The sequence below is a fragment of the Bradyrhizobium sp. LB14.3 genome (assembly GCF_040547985.1).
GTDB lineage: Bacteria > Pseudomonadota > Alphaproteobacteria > Rhizobiales > Xanthobacteraceae > Bradyrhizobium.
Genome location: NZ_JBEPQT010000019.1, coordinates 22,434 through 38,429, shown reverse-complemented (window position 1 = coordinate 38,429; position 15,996 = coordinate 22,434). Strand labels below are relative to the sequence as shown.

The window sequence follows — 15,996 nt, the reverse complement described above, 5'->3', positions numbered from 1 at the left end:
CTATGTCCCTTCCCTCCTCAGTCGACGTCGCGATCATCGGCGCGGGCGCCGCCGGCCTCGGCGCGGCGCATGCGCTGGCAGGCTCAGGCCTTTCCGTGATCGTGCTGGAGGCGCGTAACAGGCTCGGCGGCCGCGCCTGGACCGTACAGGCCTCGCCCGAAGTCACCTTCGACGTCGGCTGCGGCTGGCTGCATTCGGCGGACAAGAACTCCTTCGTTCCGATCGCTCGGCAGCTCAATTTCGAACTCAATAACGACCTGCCGCCCTGGAGCGATCGCGCCTTTGGCGACGCGTTTCCGGAAATTCTGCGCCAGGATTTCGTGCGCGCGATCGATCAGTTCTACGATCGCGCCTCCGAGGCTGCGGAAGCAGGCGAGGATGCTCCCGCCTCCCGCTATCTCGAACCCGGCAACCGCTGGAATCCCATGATCGACGCGGTCTCGACCTATGTGAACGGGTGCGAGCTCGATCAGGTCTCGCTCCTGGACATGGAAGCCTACGAGGACACCTACTTCAATTGGCGCGTGCGGGCCGGATATGGGACCCTGATCGCGGCCTATGGCGCGCCTTGCCCGGTGGCGCTGAACTGCAACGTCACGCTGATCGATCATTCCGGCCAGCGCATCCGCATCGAAACTTCACAGGGCGCGCTGGCCACGGACAAGGTGATCGTCACCGTGCCGACCAACCTGATCGCCGACGAAGCAATCCGGTTCTCACCTGCCTTGCGCGCCAAGGTCGATGCCGCAGCCGGCCTGCCGCTCGGCGTCGACGACAAGGTGACGCTTGCGCTCGAGGACGCCGAAGCCTTTCCGAAAGAAGGTAATTTGCGCGGCGCCACCATGCGTACCGCCATGGGCACCTACCACATCCGCCCGTTCGGCCAGCCCTGCATCGAAGGCTTTTTCGGCGGCAGCTTTGCCCGCGAGTTGGAAGCCGCCGGCGAAGGCGCGATCGCCGCGCAAAGCATCGACGAAATCGCAGGCTTTCTCGGCAACGACATCAGGCAAAAGCTGAAGCCGCTCTACGAGTCCCGCTGGGCCCACGATCCCTTCGCGAGAGGCTCATATTCGCACGCGCTGCCGGGCCACTCCGGCGACCGCGCCGTGCTGACCGCGCCGGTAGATGGGCGGTTGTTCTTTGCGGGAGAAGCGACGTCGCCGAACTTCTTCACGACGGCGCATGGCGCGAGGGACTCAGGGGAGCGCGCGGCGCAGGAAGTGCTGGCGGCTTCAAACAAGCCGTAACAGCAAACTCCGTCATTCGATCACCCGTGCCCGTAAATCCGCGTCCGGCACAAAGCACGCGTCATACTTGCCGAAGATGCGATAGCGGTTGCGTGCGATGAGGCCGTACACAGCGTTTCGCAATGGTTTGGGCACGGCGAACAACGCGCGCGTCCAATTCCATCCCGGCAAGTTCGACAGCACCGTCAGCGCGGCGTCTGACTTCACGAACACCTCGCCGCCATGGATAACGGCGTTTGTATCCGGATCATCCGGATCGATGCCGAACGTGCGCGCGAGCCGGGCGCCATAGTCCGACTGGATCGGCGTGAAGCGAAACCGCTTCGCCGTGTCGCGCGCGGCTACGAACCGCACCCAGCGCGAGCAGAAGATGCAGACGCCGTCGAACAGGATCACGTCGTCGTCGGGCCATTTTGGCATCAGCGCTTATCCAGCGTCAGGAGCGCGACCAGGAAATACAGCGTCATGGCTTTTTGCCAGCCACCGGCTTCAGTGCGCGATCGAGTTCGGCACTCGCGGCTTTGACGCCGGCCTCGGTTTCGATCGTCCAGTGCCCCTCGCCGCTGGCGGCCGGCAGGGTGCGGAAATCGACCTTGCCGCCGCTGCCGCGAAATGCGTCGACCAACATTTTCGAGAATGCCGGTGCAAAATAGCTGTCATTGGTGGCAACGAGCCACGTGACGGGGATGCGCGCGGCCTTGCCGAATTCAGCCGCTGCCGCGAGAAGCGTCTGCGGCGCGCAGATCCGGTTCGGCTCGTCATTGGCATGGCCGCCGCGTCCCGGCGCAAAGGCGATGATGGCGGAGATCGCTTTCGGATCGGCATTCGCGAACGCCAACGCGCCCCAACCGCCGGCGGAATGGCCGATCACGATCGCGGCGTCCTCGCGGATAAAATCCTGCTTTCGCAAATCCTCCAGCGCGAGTGAGATTGCGTCGGCCGTTGCGCGGCCCGAGCGCGCATAGTCCGCCTCGTCACAGCCGCCCTGGTCCTCGGCATAGCGGCCGCCGGTCGCGCCATGGCCGAGCCGTTCCGGCACCAGCACGGCGAAGCCGCGCGCGATGAGGAATGCGGTGAGCGCGCGATATTCCGGCTGTGGCATTTGCGCGCGCCGCAAGCCATTTTGCGTCGAGGCATGCGCGATCACCGCAAGCCGGAACGGGCCGGCACCTGGCGGGCGAAACAGCAGAGCATGCGCGGCGATGTCGGTACCCGGCGATGGCACGCGCCATTGCTGCCGGCGAAATGGATCACCCTCCGCTCCGGACGAGCCAAACGTGACCTGGGCGCACAGAGGCGGCGCAGTCAGCAGGGCCAGGAGAGGCAGAAGCACGAGGGTGTTGAGGAGCCGCATGAATTGCCGGAGGCGAGAACAGCGACCGTCACACTAATAGGAACGAATCAATATCGGCAGACTTTCTGCGTTGCCATTGCCGTTCATTCGTTGCCGCAAAGCAGTTTTGCACCGACGCACGGCACTCCGGTGCCATTCGAATCGGCGCCTTGTCTTTTTTCGGTACAACATGGTGAAAATACTGATGCAGAAAGTCCACAGGTTAACCCATAATTAACGATAGGTCTTGCCGTTGGCGCGGCGACTTGGTTTGATTGCGTCCATGAGCACAACCCTGATCGAGGTCCGGCCGGCCAAAGCCGCAGATGCAACCGCGGTGGCGTCCACCCATGACGAAGCCTGGCGCTCCGCCTATCAAGGCATCATTCCCGGCGCCGAGCTGGAAAAGCTGATCAACCGCCGCGGTCCGCAATGGTGGGACAGCGCGATCCGCAAGGGCAGCCGCGTCAGCGTGCTGGTGTTCGGCGACAAGATCGCGGGCTATGCCAATTACGGTCGCAACCGCGCCCGCAGCCTGCATTTCGACGGCGAGGTCTATGAGCTCTATCTGCGTCCCGAATTCCAAGGCCTGGGCTTCGGCCGCCGCCTGTTCACCGCGGCCCGCCGCGACCTGATGCAGAGCGGCCTGAAGAGCATGGTGGTGTGGGCACTCTCGGACAACGATCCGGCCACCGAGTTCTACCGTGCCTTGGGCGGCCGCATGGTGGCGCGCTCGTCGGAGCGTTTCGGGCCGAAGTCGCTCGACAAGGTTGCCTTCGCTTGGACCAATTGAGCTGCTGAAGTCCAGCCGGCAGCGCTTCCCTTCCGTCGATACCGCTGCCTTTTGAGCCGGTGATCGCTGGATTCATTATTTCACAAAAACGCGATGGATCAGCGGGGCAAGCCCGCGTATGACAGCGCCAAAATCGCTGCCGGGTGCGATTTAACCTCGGCAACAACGGAGCCTTGAATGCGTATCGATGCGGTCTCGATCGGGAAAAACGTACCACAGGACGTCAACGTCATCATCGAAGTCCCTGTGGGCGGTGAGCCGATCAAATACGAGATGGACAAGGAAGCCGGCACGCTGGTGGTCGACCGCTTCCTCTACACGCCGATGCGTTACCCCGGTAACTACGGCTTCATCCCGCACACGCTGTCCGATGACGGCGACCCCTGCGACGTCCTGATCATCAACACCCGCGCCATCATCCCCGGCGCCGTCATGAGCGTGCGCCCGGTCGGCGTGCTGTTCATGGAAGACGAAGCCGGCGGCGACGAGAAGATTTTGGCGGTGCCGTCCTCGAAGCTGACGCAGCGCTACGACAAGGTGAAATCGTATTCCGACCTGCCGGACATTACGCTCCAGCAGATCCAGCACTTCTTCGAGCACTACAAGGATCTCGAACCCGGCAAGTGGGTGAAGATCCTGCGCTGGGGCGGCCCCGAGGATGCGCACAAGCTGATCCTCGAAGGCATTGATCGCGAGAAGAAGAAGGCCTGAGCTGTCCTTCTCCCGGCGCAGCAGCGCATCGTTGCACGCGGCGCTGCGGCGGGGCGCGAGAATTTGAGTTACACCGCCGGCTTCGGCAGACCCGCGATCGCGCAGGCGGCGCGCAGCGTATTCACCAGCAGGCACGCGACCGTCATCTGACCGACGCCGCCCGGCACCGGCGTAACGGCGCCAGCCACTGCGAGCGCTTCCTGGTAGGCAACATCGCCGACGAGACGCGTCTTGCCGTCGTCCTTCGGGATCCGGTTGATGCCGACGTCGATCACGGTCGCGCCCGGCTTCAGCCAGTCGCCGCGCACCATCTCGGCCTTTCCGACCGCGGCGTAGACGAGGTCGGCGCGCTTCACGAGCCCGGGCAGGTCGCGCGAGCGCGAATGTGCGATGGTCACCGTGGCGTTCTCGTTCAGCAACAGCTGCACCAGTGGGCGGCCGACGAGGTTGGAGCGGCCGATGACGATGGCGTTCATGCCTTCGAGCGAAGCATGAACGCTCTTGGTCAAAATAATGCAGCCGAGTGGCGTGCAGGGCGACAGCGCCTCGAAACCGCCGGCAAGGCGGCCGGCATTGTTCGGATGCAGCCCATCGACATCCTTGGCGGGATCGATGGCATTGACGACGGTCTCGGTGTTGAGGCCCTTGGGCAGCGGCAGTTGCACCAGAATGCCGTGCACGGCGGGATCGCGGTTGAGTTTTGCGACCAGCGCCAGGAGATCTGCTTGCGAGACGTCGGCCGCCAGCTTGTGCTCGAACGACGCCATGCCGGCAGCCTGGGTCTGGGTGTGTTTCGAGCGGACATAGACCTCGCTCGCCGGATCGCTTCCGACCAGGACCACAGCAAGGCCCGGCACCAGATTGTGCTCGCGCTTGACGCGGGCGACCTCGTCCGCGACGCGCGCACGCAGTTCTGCGGCGATGACTTTTCCGTCGATGATCTTGGCGGTCATGCCTCTTCCCTCAGTCTGTCGATTTGGCTGATGCGAACTGGCGCAGAGCTTCGCCGAGCCGCGCCGGATCGCCGTCGACCGCGATCTGCTTCAGCCGCGAGGTCGCTCCCGACAGGAGTTTTACGCTGGCCTTGGGCACGCCAAGCGATTTCGCCAGCAGCACCAGAACGGCCTTGTTAGCCTCGCCGCCATCTGCGATGGCGCGCACCCGCACCTTGAGCACGCTGCGGCCATCGGCCAGCTGCTGGATGCCGTCGATCTCGTCGCGGCCACCGCGCGGCGTCACCCGCAGCGCGATGCTGATTCCTGCGGCTCCGTAACGCCAAGGTTCCATCAATATCCGATGACGAGAGGCATAACGTTGTAAACGATCAACTTCTCGATCAGATAGATCAGCAAGATCAGGATAATGGGCGAAATATCGAGGCCGCCCAGATTTGGCATGATCGACCGGATCGGCGCCAGCAGAGGCTCGGTGATTCGGTACAGAAATTCGGCAATTGCTGCGACCAATTGATTGCGCGTATTCACGACGTTGAACGCGATGAGCCACGACAAGATGGCTGAGGCGATCAAGAGCCAGACGTACAGGTCCAAGATCAGCAGAATGATTTCGAGAATAGCACGCATCTGATGGGGAGCTCGCAGGGGAGGAAGACTGCTAGATATCGGTTCCCCCCGGACCAAACAAGGGAAGTCGGTGCCGGGATGGCTAAAACCGGGTTACACCCGTCCTTGACTTGACCTTGCCGGGGACTTAAATGGCGCCCGGTTGTCGGCCGCATTGACCAGAGCGGCCAGCAAAGGGGCCATAGCTCAGCTGGGAGAGCGCGTCGTTCGCAATGACGAGGTCGGCGGTTCGATCCCGCCTGGCTCCACCAGCCTTCGCTCGCTTCGCGAGCTACGGCTAGGCAAGCCCTCGCGTAGCGAAGGCTGTCCCGCCATAGCCCGAAGGGCGACGACGGACCTCTCAAAAATGATAATCCCCCTACTTCCCCGTAAACCTTGGCGGCCGCTTCTCCATAAAGCTCGCGACACCCTCCCTGAAATCGCTACCGTTCAGCGCGACCATCATTTCCCGGTTGGCCTCGATCGTCGCCTCCGCCAGCGTCTGGAACGGCACCTCGTAGAGCTGCCGCTTGATCACGGCCATCGCGCTCGGCGAGACGAAATCGACGAGATCGCGTGCATAGGCATAGGTCTCCTCGCGGAGTTTTTCCGGCGGGCAGAGCCGGTTCACCAAACCGATCCGCAATGCCTCGTCGCTCTCCACGCGCCTCGCCGAGAGCAACATATCCATCGCGTTGGCATGACCGATGATGCGCGGCAGCATCCAGCTGATGCCATGCTCGGCAATCAGACCGCGCCGCGCGAAGGCGGTGGTGAACACGGTGTTGTCGGCGGCAAAGCGCAGGTCGCAATAGAGCGCGTGGACGAGGCCGATGCCGGCGGTCGCCCCGTCGAGCATGGCGATCACGGGCTTCCCGATCGACGGATAGAAGCCATAGCGCGTCTGCCAGTCGGGCCGCCGGTTCATGTCGAAGGGCGGCAGGTTCGACGCTCGCCTGACGTCATTGGGGTCAAGCCCCTTCAGCGCATCCATGTCGGCACCAGCGCAGAAGGCCCGGCCCGCGCCGGTGAGCACAATGACGCGGACATTTTCATCCGCGCTCGATGCTTCCATCGCATGGCGCACGTCGCGCTCCATGATGGGCGTCCACGCATTCATGCGGTCGGGACGATTGAGCGTGATGGTCGCGACCTTGTCGCTGACCTCATAGAGAATGTGTTCATAGGCCATGGCGCTCTCCCTTTGTTTGCCGGCGCAGTTTCACACGCGCTCGTTGGCGGCAAGCCTAGCATATAAAGGGATGAGACAAGGGCTTGCGCCAAGGACCTGAGAAGGCGCGATCACTCGGCGGCTTGCGCCAGCATCGGTCGGCGCGCCAACCAGCCGTCGATGAAGTGATCGAGCCAGGCGCGTTCGGCGGCATCGTAGACGGCACGGTCCGCGAAATGGTGATGCCGCTGCCGCGCGCCGGGCGCGCTGAGACCGTCATAGCCGCGCGTGGTCCAGCAATGCATCATCGCGTAGGTCACGTCAGGATGAAACTGCACGCCGAAAGCGTTGCCGACGCGAAACGCCTGCACCGGAAAATCGTCGCCTTCCGCAAGCAATTCAGCGCCGACCGGCAACTCGAAGCCTTCGCGATGCCAATGATAGACCCGCGCCGGCCAATTCGGGCAGAGCCGGTGTCCCGCTTCTGTCGGGCGGATCGGGTAATAGCCGATCTGGGTCAGGGCATCCGCATGCGGCGCGACGCGGGCCCCTAACTGCTTCGCGAGCATTTGCGCGCCGAGGCAAATGCCAAGGAATGGCCGCTGTTCGCGGAGCGGAATTTCGATCCAGTCGATCTCGCGGCGAATGTAGTCGTCGGGATCATTGGCGCTCATCGGGCCGCCGAAGACCACGGCGCCGGCATGCTGGTCGAGTGTCTCGGGCAGGGGATCGCCGAAGCGGGGACGACGGATGTCGAGGCGATGGCCGAGCGCGCGCAGCGCATTGCCGATGCGGCCCGGCGTCGAGGACTCTTGATGCAGGATCATCAGAACCGGCAACCGGGTTTCGGAGGCGGCGACGTTTGGCGTCCTTCTGGGGAAGGGCACCACTTCTGCGTCACCAAACCTGTTCGTCCGGAACGACATGGTCTCTGCGAGTGCTATCGGTTCAGACCGCCAGCATAACTAAGCGATCGTTAATTTCGTGTGAGTTTGCGCACACACGCCCGATATTGAAGCAAGCTCCGGGCCACGGCGGACTCGGAGCTCCCTTTACTGCCTTTGCCTCTGGAACCGGCTGGTGGCGGACAGGATGAAGCCGCGCGGGAAAAAACGCAGCGCGAACGGCACAATCTTGATGCCCAGGCCGGGAAGCACTGCCCGTTTGTTGGCCATCAGGCCGCGGTAGGCCTGCTGTGCAACATCGGCGGCAGAAACATTGAGAAGGGCCGTGTCATGTCCCGACCCAACGCCGGCGCGCGCCTGGAATTCGGTGGGCACCGGCCCCGGGCAAAGTACGGTGACGCGAACGCCGTGTGGTGCAAGCTCCGCCCGAAGGGCCTCGGTGAAGGAAATCACATAGGCCTTGGACGCGTAGTAGACGGCCATGCCGGGGCCGGGCAGAAAACCGGCGACCGATCCGACATTGAGAAGACCACCCTTGTTCCTGATGAGCTGATCGGCAAAGCGCAGCGACAGATCCGTCAGAGCCCGGACGTTGACATCCACGATGCCGAGCTGCTCGACGCGGTCGCGCTCGATTGCGTCACCGAATACGCCGAAGCCGGCATTGTTGACGAGATGATCGAGCTCGACGCCTTCGGCAGCGAGCGCGGCGGCGATCTTCTCGCCGGCATCCGCGTCCTCGAGATCGCAGGTGATCACGATCGGCTTCTTGCCGCCCTTGGCGGCGAGCTCGTTCGCGAGTGCCTCCAGCCGGTCCGCCCGTCGCGCCGTCAGCGCAAGACGGTGTCCGTTCGCGGCGAACACACGCGCCAGCTCCGTGCCGATGCCCGCCGAGGCACCGGTGATCAACGTTACCCGCTCAGTCACGATCGAAGTCTCTTGAATTGAAGTTTTTTGGCCTGCAATGCTGGAACGAGAGCATGGGCCGTGCGCGACAGGCAAGCGGCGCCCGCCGCATAGCCGCTTGAGCGGGAAACGGGGAAGCAGGAAAACCATGGATTTACAGGGGGATCCGGAACCCAGGCAGCCCAGAGGCTACATTAAAGTTTCGTCATGTGGTCTGTACAACCGCCAATTCGCGGTGTTGGCACAGATCACCCACCGACCGCGTTGTCCTTGACCGGGCCGCCGGCGCGGTCTGCGACCGCGTGCTTCAGGTCGATCCGGTCGCGCTGGGAAATCCCGAGCAGGTCAGAGGCGCGCCAGACGACATTGTCCTCAAATTCAGTAACCTGGCCATCGGCATAGACCAGCTCCCACATCATCTGGACGATGCGCCTGCGGCCCTCTTCGTCGAGCGAGCGCATCATGACGCTGGTGAAGTGATAGAGGTCGACCGCCTCGCCCTCGACCTCCGTCGCATCCGCGATCAGACGATCGGCAGTGCCGCGATCGAGCCTGAAATGGCTTTCGATCAGGCTGTGCAACTTGCTCTGCTCGGCAGCCGTCGGCTGGCCGTCCAGCGAGACCACGTGAACCAGCAGCGCGGTCGCCGCCAGCCGGTAATCACTGTCACCGAATGCGCGGTCCTGGGCATGAGGAGCAACAATGTCGGCGATGAATTGGCGCAGGCCGTCGAGCATAAGGTCCTACCGAAATCGATGAAGCCGCGGGAGCGCGGCCGCTATCAGCCTTATATGAGTGGGAAACTCAACCGGCGCAACGTGCGTCAGTTACGCACGCTGATTACGTTTCGGCAATCTGTTCCACCTCCGTCATTGCAAGACTTTGGTGAGCGTGATCCGCCCCTCACGGTATCTCGTACACCACCATCTTGTCAGCGATGCCGCGCAGGGCCGCCTGTTTCTGGATCGGCTTGATCGCGCGCTGCTGGAGCAGCTCGGCAACCGCGGGCGCATCCAGCACGGGCCCCGTGATGTGAATCTCTTGTGCGGTCGACAGGCTCTGCACGCGGGCGGCGATGTTGACGGTCTGGCCGAAATAATCCTGCCGCTCGTTGAGCATCACCGCAAGGCACGGGCCTTCATGGATGCCGATCTTGACGATGAGGTCGCCAGTGCCGCGCTTCTTGTTGAGCTCGTCCATGGCTGCGCGCATCCGCAGGCCGGCGACGATCGCATGCTCGGGTCGGACGAAGGTCGCCATCACGGCGTCGCCGATAGTTTTCACCACCGCGCCTCTCTCCGAGGAGATGATCTCGAGCAGCGCATGGAAATGCGCGCGCACGAGATCGAAGGCAGCCAGATCGCCGACGCGCTCGTAGAGCGCGGTCGAGCCCTTCAAATCCGTGAACAGGAAGGTGAGCGAGGTGATCTGGAGCCGCTGGTCGAGACTGAGATTGTCCGCCTTGAACACATCGCGAAAGGTCTGGTTCGACAGCATCCGCTTGGCCGTCAGGAACGGCTTGCGCTTGCCGATGAGGTGATGGAGCGCCTCGGCCGCGATGAACACCGACGGCAGCACGCGCACGCCGGCCTGATTCTCCAGCGACAGCCGCAGCGGGCCCGGCCGCAGGGTCGTGGTTCCCGTCGGCGCCTGCACCTTGTTGTACATGATGGCGAACTGCTGACGGTCCTTGGTCGGCTCGCCCTGCACGTCGATGAAATGGGCTGCGTGCGTCACCGGCTCGAAGATGATGATGAAGTCGTTCGGCAGTTGCAGCGACATGGTCGCCTTCTCGCCGGACGAGAGCTCCATCGTATCCAATGTCACCTCATTGGCGAGCGTCGCGAACGATTCCTTGTTGAAGTCGACGCCCGAGCTCCAGAACACCTGCTTGAAATACTCCCACACCGGAAGCGTGTCAGGATCGTGCGCCGCAATGCGCCGGACACGCGAGTTCACGGTGAAGGAGACCTCGACCTGATCGTCGACGGAGGTCTTGTAGCCGCAGGCGCAGAGCGCACAGTGATACTCATCCGGCTTGAGCGCCTTCAGGGACGAATGCGCCCCCAGCACGCCGCCGCAGCCCGGGCAGAGCACGTTCCAGCCGAGATCGAACAGGCCGAGGCGTGCCGAATGCAGGAACGCCGAGATCACCCGCTCTTCGTCGAGGCTGTGCTCCCTGGAGAAGTCGAGGACATTGACGCGGTTGAGCTCGTGATCCTCGCCGTCCTCGATGAGGCGCGTAATCGCGTCGACCACCTTCGCATCGGCGGTCTGCTTCAGAACGGAAAACTGGGCCTGGATATCGCTCATGGCGCAACTCTATCTGTGTTGGATCACCCATCGGCGAGGCAAGCGCCTCTCACCGACGCCTAATGCGGAACAGGGGTGAACGGTCCGGCTGGGTCGTGACGACGCCGAGCGGGATCACGGGATTTGCCGTATCTGCAAGCTCGACACGGAACGCGCCGATCAGCCGGCCCAGCGCCAGCACGGATTCGGCTTGCGCGAACGGAGCGCCGATGCAGACGCGCGGCCCCGCGCCGAACGGCAAATAAGCGAAGCGGTCGGGCGCTTCTTTCGCCATGAAGCGCTTGGGAATGAACGCATTCGGCTGATCCCACAGCTTCTCGTGCCGGTGCAGCAGCCACGGCGCGATCATGATGATGTCGCCCTTGCCGATCTCGACGCCGGCCGCGTTGTCGTTCTCGCGCGCAGCTCGGGCGATCAGGAAGGCCGGCGGGTAAAGCCGCATGGTCTCCTCGATCACCGCGCGGGTGAACTTCTGGCGATCGATGTCGGCCATGCTGTCGAGGTGCTCGCCACGGGTCTCGGAGGCGACCTCCTCCTGTGTGTCCGGATCGAGCGCGAGCAAATAGAGCGCCCAGAACAGTGCCGTCGCCGTGGTCTCGTGACCCGCGAGGATCATGGTCGCGACTTCGTCGACAAGTTGCTCGTCGGAAAAGCCCTTGCCGGTTTCAGGATCGCGCGCCTCGTCCATGAGGTCGAACAGGTCGCGCGGCGGCGCGCCGTCCTTCTTGCCCATCTCACGCCGCTCGGCGATCAGCATTGCGACGAACTCGGTCCAGCGCTTGCGGAAACGGGCGCGCGCAAAATCCATCGGGCTCGGCCAGGACAGCGGCAGCACCATGTCGAGCAAGTACGGCCGCCCGAGCCGGGCTCCGTACTCCATGACGAAGTTGCGCAAGGTCGGGCCGTGCCGGTCCATGCCGAACGAGAACATGGTGCGTCCGGCGATCTCCAGCGTCATGCGCTGCATGATCTCGCGCAGATCGACCGGCTCGCTCGTGCGTGCATCCAGCTTCACGATAGTCTCGTCGAGCACCGCCGTCATGGGCGGGACGAGGTTTGCCGTCGCGCGCGGCGTGAACGCCGGCGCGAGGGTGCGGCGCTGATGCGTCCACGCATGGCCTTCGGCAATCAGAAGACCTTCCCCGAGCACGGGACGCAGCATGCGGATGCCCGCCGGGGTGCGCGAATAATTCTCGTAATTGCTGAGCAGAACGTGCCGGATCGCATCCGGCTGGTTCAGGATGAAACTGTTGCGGAAGACGAAACGGCCCTTGATGACGTCTTCCTCATAGGCCCGCTGTCCCCAGGTCGCGATCATGTTCCGCTTGATCACCGCAAGCCGGCCGAGGAACGACATATCGTCGGGCGCACGCGGCGGGGTCGGAGGGACGATGGGCCGACGCACGCTGGCGATATTCATGGCTCTCTCCCGCGGAGGTGACGCAGGCAAATAGCTAGTAAGTCAGCTCGGCAATCGCAATCCTGTTCTCGGAGGCAGGCCAGGCGCGTGCCACAATTCGTTCTTCGTTGAATTGAGCCCCGATGCTACGCCCGACGTCGCCGGCCGGAAGGCGCAGTGTTGCTGTCGAATCCGTGGGCACGCCCGATTTGACGTCGGCCGGGCCCTTGCCGTCGAGCAGCACCACGTCGCGCGGCAAGCCGAAGTAACCGCGCGGACGCGACAGGATGACGACAGCTGCGGCGTCCTTGTCCGCGGGCCCGAGCGGGCGCGCGGCGCGCAGATGCACCATTCCTGACGAGCGGGGGAAGGGTGAGCGGTAGATGTGCGTTGTCGGCGCATCCGGCGATGTCAGGACGAACTCGAGCGACCAGGAAGGCTCGACCTGCGCCGGGCCCCAGCGGCCGTCGGCGCCGGTCTTCGCGCTGTGCACGGCATTGCCCTTGCGCTCACCGGTTTCAGGATCGACACGAAAGACATCAACGGTTGCGCCCGCGACCGGCCGATTGGTCGGCGCGCCGCCCGGCGTGCCCGTCACCAGCCCGCCCAGCGTCACGCTCTGCTCCGGCACGATCGCGATGCGCGCGGGCTCACGTCCCGCGATAAATTTGTAGATCTCGCGGAAGGCTCGAGGGTGAAACGCCACCTCGCGATGATCAAGCGCGCCGAGCACGAGATTGGTGGCCCCCTTCAACTCTGGACCTTCAACGGTGACGCCAGTTGGCGTGCCCGGCTTGCCGATGAAGCGGCCATCGGCCTGCGCGTATTTGTCCATGCCGTCGCTGCGCAAGGTGAGAAAGGCAACACCCGGCGTCACCTCGCTCTCGCCATCGTTCAGGCCGCGCAGGAATGTGCCGCGGCCGTTGAACTCGCTGTTGAGCTGGTCGTCGGTCGCGAACACGCCGTGATTGGGCGCGCCGCACAGCACGGCATGGCTGACATCGCCAGCACCGCCGTTCTTGATCACGTTACGGATCGCATAGCCGCCGCGCGAGCTGCCGACCAGCGCCACGCGGGATGCACCGGTGCGACGCTTCAATTCAACGATGGCGGCGGCGAGCTCGCGGCGCTGGTCCTCGGTCGAGGAGCGGCCGGCTTGCTCGACCTTGTCGTCGCTTCGTGCATTGGGATCGGTGAAATTGATCGCCTGCATGCGGTCCCGCGCGATGCCGTTGGATTCCATCCGCCACATCGTGGTCATCCAGAGCGCGTCGTATTCGCCATTGCCATGGACGAACAGGATCGGCGGCACCTCGCTCGGCGCGGCGGGGGCGGTTTGGGCCAACGCGCCCGCCCGCAAGCTCGCAATTGCGAAAGGCAGGCTGCCCGCACCTTGCAAGATCATCCGTCGCGACAGCTCCATGTGTTCCTCCCCGGCAAAACCATCTCTTTGCACCGCTTATACCGGCCTAACCACTGGACAGCGAAGGACTTTCGCGGGCATCACTGAACATACCGGAATCGCTGAAGCCACTTCTGCCAGACCTCCTGGAAGGGGATATGACCGAGCAGACGAACCGTCAGAGAATTCACGCCGACGGCATCACCGCGCCGCTGCGTTACACCGTGTTCCGGCGCATCTGGCTCGCCAGCCTGCTCTCCAATCTCGGCCTGCTGATCCAGGGCGTGGGCGCCGCCTGGGCAATGACGCAGATGGCGGCCTCGGCGGACAAGGTGGCGCTGGTGCAGACCGCGCTGATGCTGCCGATCATGCTGATCTCGATGCCGGCGGGCGCCATCGCCGACATGTATGACCGGCGTATCGTCACCCTGATCGCGCTCGTGATCGCGCTGACTGGCGCGACCGCGCTCACGATCCTGGCCGGGTTCAATCTCATCTCCCCGGAAACGCTGCTCGCTTTCTGCTTCGTGGTCGGCAGCGGCAACGCGCTGTTCGGTCCGGCCTGGCAGTCCTCGGTCAGCGAGCAGGTGCCGCCCGATGCACTACCTTCGGCCGTGGCGCTGAACGGCATCAGCTACAACATCGCGCGCAGCTTCGGCCCTGCGGTTGGCGGTGTCATCGTCGCCGCGCTCGGCTCGGTGGCGGCGTTTGCGTGTAACGCGATCCTCTATCTGCCGCTGCTGGTGGTGCTGCTGCTCTGGCGGCGCAACAACGAGCCCTCGCGTCTTCCGCGGGAGAAGCTCAACCGTGCCATGGTGTCGGGCTTCCGCTACATCACCAATTCGCCGCCGATCAAGATCGTGCTGCTGCGCACGCTGGTGATGGGCCTGATTGGCGGCGCCATCATGGCGCTGATGCCGCTGGTCACGCGCGACCTGCTGCATGGCGGCGCGCAGACCTACGGCATCATGCTGGGCGCCTTCGGGATGGGTGCGGTGGTCGGCGCGCTCAACATCCACGAATTGCGCAAGCGCATGAGCGGCGAAGCCGCGATCCGCGCCTGCACCATCTCGATGGCGTTTGCGATGGCGGCGCTCGCGATCAGCACCGAGCCGGTGCTGACGGCGGCTGCGCTGGTGCTCGCAGGCGCAGTCTGGATGGCCGCCGTCGCGCTGTTCAATATCGGCGTGCAGCTCTCGGCGCCGCGCTGGGTCGCCGGCCGCTCGCTCGCGGCGTTCCAGGCCTCGATTTCCGGCGGCATCGCGATCGGTGCCTGGGGCTGGGGCCATCTCACCGACTATGCCGGTGTCGAGGTTGCGCTGCTGACGGCCGCCGGCCTGATGCTGATCTCGCCGGTGCTCGGGATCTGGCTCACGATGCCGCGCGTCGGTGCCCGCAACGAAGACGCCGATGTGCTGGCCGATCCGGAAGTCAAACTGTCGCTCACGGCGCGCAGCGGGCCGCTGGTGGTCGAGATCGAATATCGGGTCAGCCAGGAGAACGCGCGCGCTTTTCACAACGTGATGCAGGACGTGCAGCTCTCCAGGCAGCGCAACGGCGCCTATGGCTGGTCGATCGCGCGCGACATCGCCGATCCCGAATTGTGGACCGAGCGTTATCACTGTCCGACCTGGCTCGACTATCTGCGCCAGCGCAACCGCTCGACCCAGTCCGAACGCGCGCTGCATCAGGAGGCGATCGCCTTCCATATCGGGCCCGATCCGGTGCGGATCCGCCGCATGCTGGAGCGCCCGTTCGGCTCGGTGCGCTGGAAAGAAGACACGCCGGATCGCGCCAGCACAGAGGTGCTACCGGTGGTCGCGACCGCGGCGGGCAGCAGCACGTAGGTTTTTCGCAATCCGACTCCGCGTCCTACTGCCCGTGATCCGTCAGCACCTTCTCGCAGCCTTTGCCGAGTCGGGTACGGTTCTGCTTCAAGCAAGCGAGCACGGCGCCATCGCCGTTGTTCATCACCGGACGGCAGAAGCGCGTGACGTCGCGTGCGCAGGCGTCGTGTCCGGGCTGCTGTTGCGCGGACGCGCCCGATGCGCACACAATCAAACAAACAATGAAAAGAAATCTGGTCATCGCGCAATGCCTCTTACCCGGAAGAACGTGCGGGCGAAGCTAGTGCGACGATCTCCTGGTCGCAACGGCTTTATTCGCAGACTGTATGCGCCGCCGCGTGGCCCCGGCTTGACGCCGGGGCACATCGCGAGGGGAGCTAACCGACGCAACGATCGTTATCGTTGCT

At 64.0% G+C, this 15,996-nt stretch carries 17 protein-coding genes and 1 tRNA gene; 5 read left to right on the top strand and 13 right to left on the bottom strand.

Features of this window, described 5'->3' with window-relative positions; translation table 11 throughout:
• Window positions 1–2 precede the first annotated feature (2 nt).
• On the top strand, window positions 3–1,247 hold the full coding sequence (locus tag ABIB00_RS27840) for a flavin monoamine oxidase family protein (RefSeq protein ID WP_354106615.1): 1,245 nt from the start codon (window positions 3–5) through the stop codon (window positions 1,245–1,247).
• A 12-nt stretch (window positions 1,248–1,259) separates the two neighbouring features.
• On the opposite strand, the gene ABIB00_RS27835 is transcribed toward ABIB00_RS27840, so the two are convergent.
• Together ABIB00_RS27835 and ABIB00_RS27830 are read right to left on the bottom strand one after the other, a co-directional pair.
• Window positions 1,260–1,667, bottom strand: a complete 408-nt coding sequence (locus tag ABIB00_RS27835; RefSeq protein ID WP_354106558.1) for a thiol-disulfide oxidoreductase DCC family protein — start codon at window positions 1,665–1,667, stop codon at window positions 1,260–1,262.
• A 43-nt stretch (window positions 1,668–1,710) separates the two neighbouring features.
• Window positions 1,711–2,601: an alpha/beta hydrolase family protein gene (locus ABIB00_RS27830; protein ID WP_354048422.1), complete on the bottom strand. Its 891-nt coding sequence runs from the start codon at window positions 2,599–2,601 to the stop codon at window positions 1,711–1,713.
• 262 nt (window positions 2,602–2,863) lie between these two features.
• Between ABIB00_RS27830 and ABIB00_RS27825 the strand changes: the two genes are divergently transcribed.
• Complete coding sequence (locus ABIB00_RS27825; protein ID WP_007598725.1) at window positions 2,864–3,373, top strand: GNAT family N-acetyltransferase; 510 nt, start codon at window positions 2,864–2,866, stop codon at window positions 3,371–3,373.
• A gap of 177 nt (window positions 3,374–3,550) precedes the next feature.
• Window positions 3,551–4,084, top strand: coding sequence for an inorganic diphosphatase (gene ppa / locus ABIB00_RS27820; RefSeq protein ID WP_247352428.1), 534 nt, complete (start codon window positions 3,551–3,553; stop codon window positions 4,082–4,084).
• Window positions 4,085–4,152: 68 nt separating this feature from the next.
• Here the strand turns inward: ppa and ABIB00_RS27815 are convergent, their stop codons facing one another.
• The 3 genes from ABIB00_RS27815 to ABIB00_RS27805 are packed head-to-tail and all read right to left on the bottom strand — an operon-like array spanning window position 4,153 to window position 5,667.
• On the bottom strand, window positions 4,153–5,037 hold the full coding sequence (locus ABIB00_RS27815) for a bifunctional methylenetetrahydrofolate dehydrogenase/methenyltetrahydrofolate cyclohydrolase (RefSeq protein WP_247444151.1): 885 nt from the start codon (window positions 5,035–5,037) through the stop codon (window positions 4,153–4,155).
• 10 nt (window positions 5,038–5,047) lie between these two features.
• Window positions 5,048–5,371, bottom strand: a complete 324-nt coding sequence (locus tag ABIB00_RS27810) for a DUF167 domain-containing protein (RefSeq protein WP_354106557.1) — start codon at window positions 5,369–5,371, stop codon at window positions 5,048–5,050.
• Window positions 5,371–5,667, bottom strand: coding sequence for a YggT family protein (locus ABIB00_RS27805; protein WP_247352886.1), 297 nt, complete (start codon window positions 5,665–5,667; stop codon window positions 5,371–5,373). The genes ABIB00_RS27810 and ABIB00_RS27805 overlap by 1 nt, the downstream gene beginning before the upstream one ends.
• Window positions 5,668–5,842: 175 nt before the next feature.
• Between ABIB00_RS27805 and ABIB00_RS27800 the strand changes: the two genes are divergently transcribed.
• A tRNA-Ala gene (locus ABIB00_RS27800) sits at window positions 5,843–5,918 on the top strand.
• Window positions 5,919–6,025: 107 nt separating this feature from the next.
• Here the strand turns inward: ABIB00_RS27800 and ABIB00_RS27795 are convergent.
• The 7 genes from ABIB00_RS27795 to ABIB00_RS27765 form a co-directional block, all read right to left on the bottom strand.
• A complete protein-coding gene (locus ABIB00_RS27795) occupies window positions 6,026–6,838 on the bottom strand; it encodes an enoyl-CoA hydratase (RefSeq protein ID WP_354106556.1) in 813 nt (270 codons plus the stop codon).
• Window positions 6,839–6,948: 110 nt separating this feature from the next.
• On the bottom strand, window positions 6,949–7,743 hold the full coding sequence (locus tag ABIB00_RS27790; protein ID WP_354106555.1) for a glutamine amidotransferase: 795 nt from the start codon (window positions 7,741–7,743) through the stop codon (window positions 6,949–6,951).
• A 126-nt stretch (window positions 7,744–7,869) separates the two neighbouring features.
• Window positions 7,870–8,649, bottom strand: a complete 780-nt coding sequence (locus ABIB00_RS27785) for an SDR family NAD(P)-dependent oxidoreductase (protein WP_354106554.1) — start codon at window positions 8,647–8,649, stop codon at window positions 7,870–7,872.
• Window positions 8,650–8,876: 227 nt separating this feature from the next.
• Window positions 8,877–9,365: a tellurite resistance TerB family protein gene (locus ABIB00_RS27780; protein WP_354106553.1), complete on the bottom strand. Its 489-nt coding sequence runs from the start codon at window positions 9,363–9,365 to the stop codon at window positions 8,877–8,879.
• Between the two features lie 166 nt (window positions 9,366–9,531).
• Window positions 9,532–10,941: an adenylate/guanylate cyclase domain-containing protein gene (locus ABIB00_RS27775; protein ID WP_354106552.1), complete on the bottom strand. Its 1,410-nt coding sequence runs from the start codon at window positions 10,939–10,941 to the stop codon at window positions 9,532–9,534.
• Window positions 10,942–10,990: 49 nt separating this feature from the next.
• Window positions 10,991–12,361, bottom strand: a complete 1,371-nt coding sequence (locus ABIB00_RS27770) for a cytochrome P450 (RefSeq protein ID WP_354106551.1) — start codon at window positions 12,359–12,361, stop codon at window positions 10,991–10,993.
• Window positions 12,362–12,395: 34 nt separating this feature from the next.
• Window positions 12,396–13,763 carry a hydrolase gene (locus ABIB00_RS27765; protein WP_354106550.1) on the bottom strand — a complete coding sequence of 456 codons (1,368 nt, stop codon included), beginning with the start codon at window positions 13,761–13,763 and terminating at the stop codon, window positions 12,396–12,398.
• Between the two features lie 137 nt (window positions 13,764–13,900).
• Between ABIB00_RS27765 and ABIB00_RS27760 the strand changes: the two genes are divergently transcribed.
• Window positions 13,901–15,589: an MFS transporter gene (locus ABIB00_RS27760; protein ID WP_354106549.1), complete on the top strand. Its 1,689-nt coding sequence runs from the start codon at window positions 13,901–13,903 to the stop codon at window positions 15,587–15,589.
• 25 nt (window positions 15,590–15,614) lie between these two features.
• On the opposite strand, the gene ABIB00_RS27755 is transcribed toward ABIB00_RS27760, so the two are convergent.
• A complete protein-coding gene (locus ABIB00_RS27755; RefSeq protein WP_354106548.1) occupies window positions 15,615–15,830 on the bottom strand; it encodes a hypothetical protein in 216 nt (71 codons plus the stop codon).
• Window positions 15,831–15,996 lie beyond the last annotated feature (166 nt).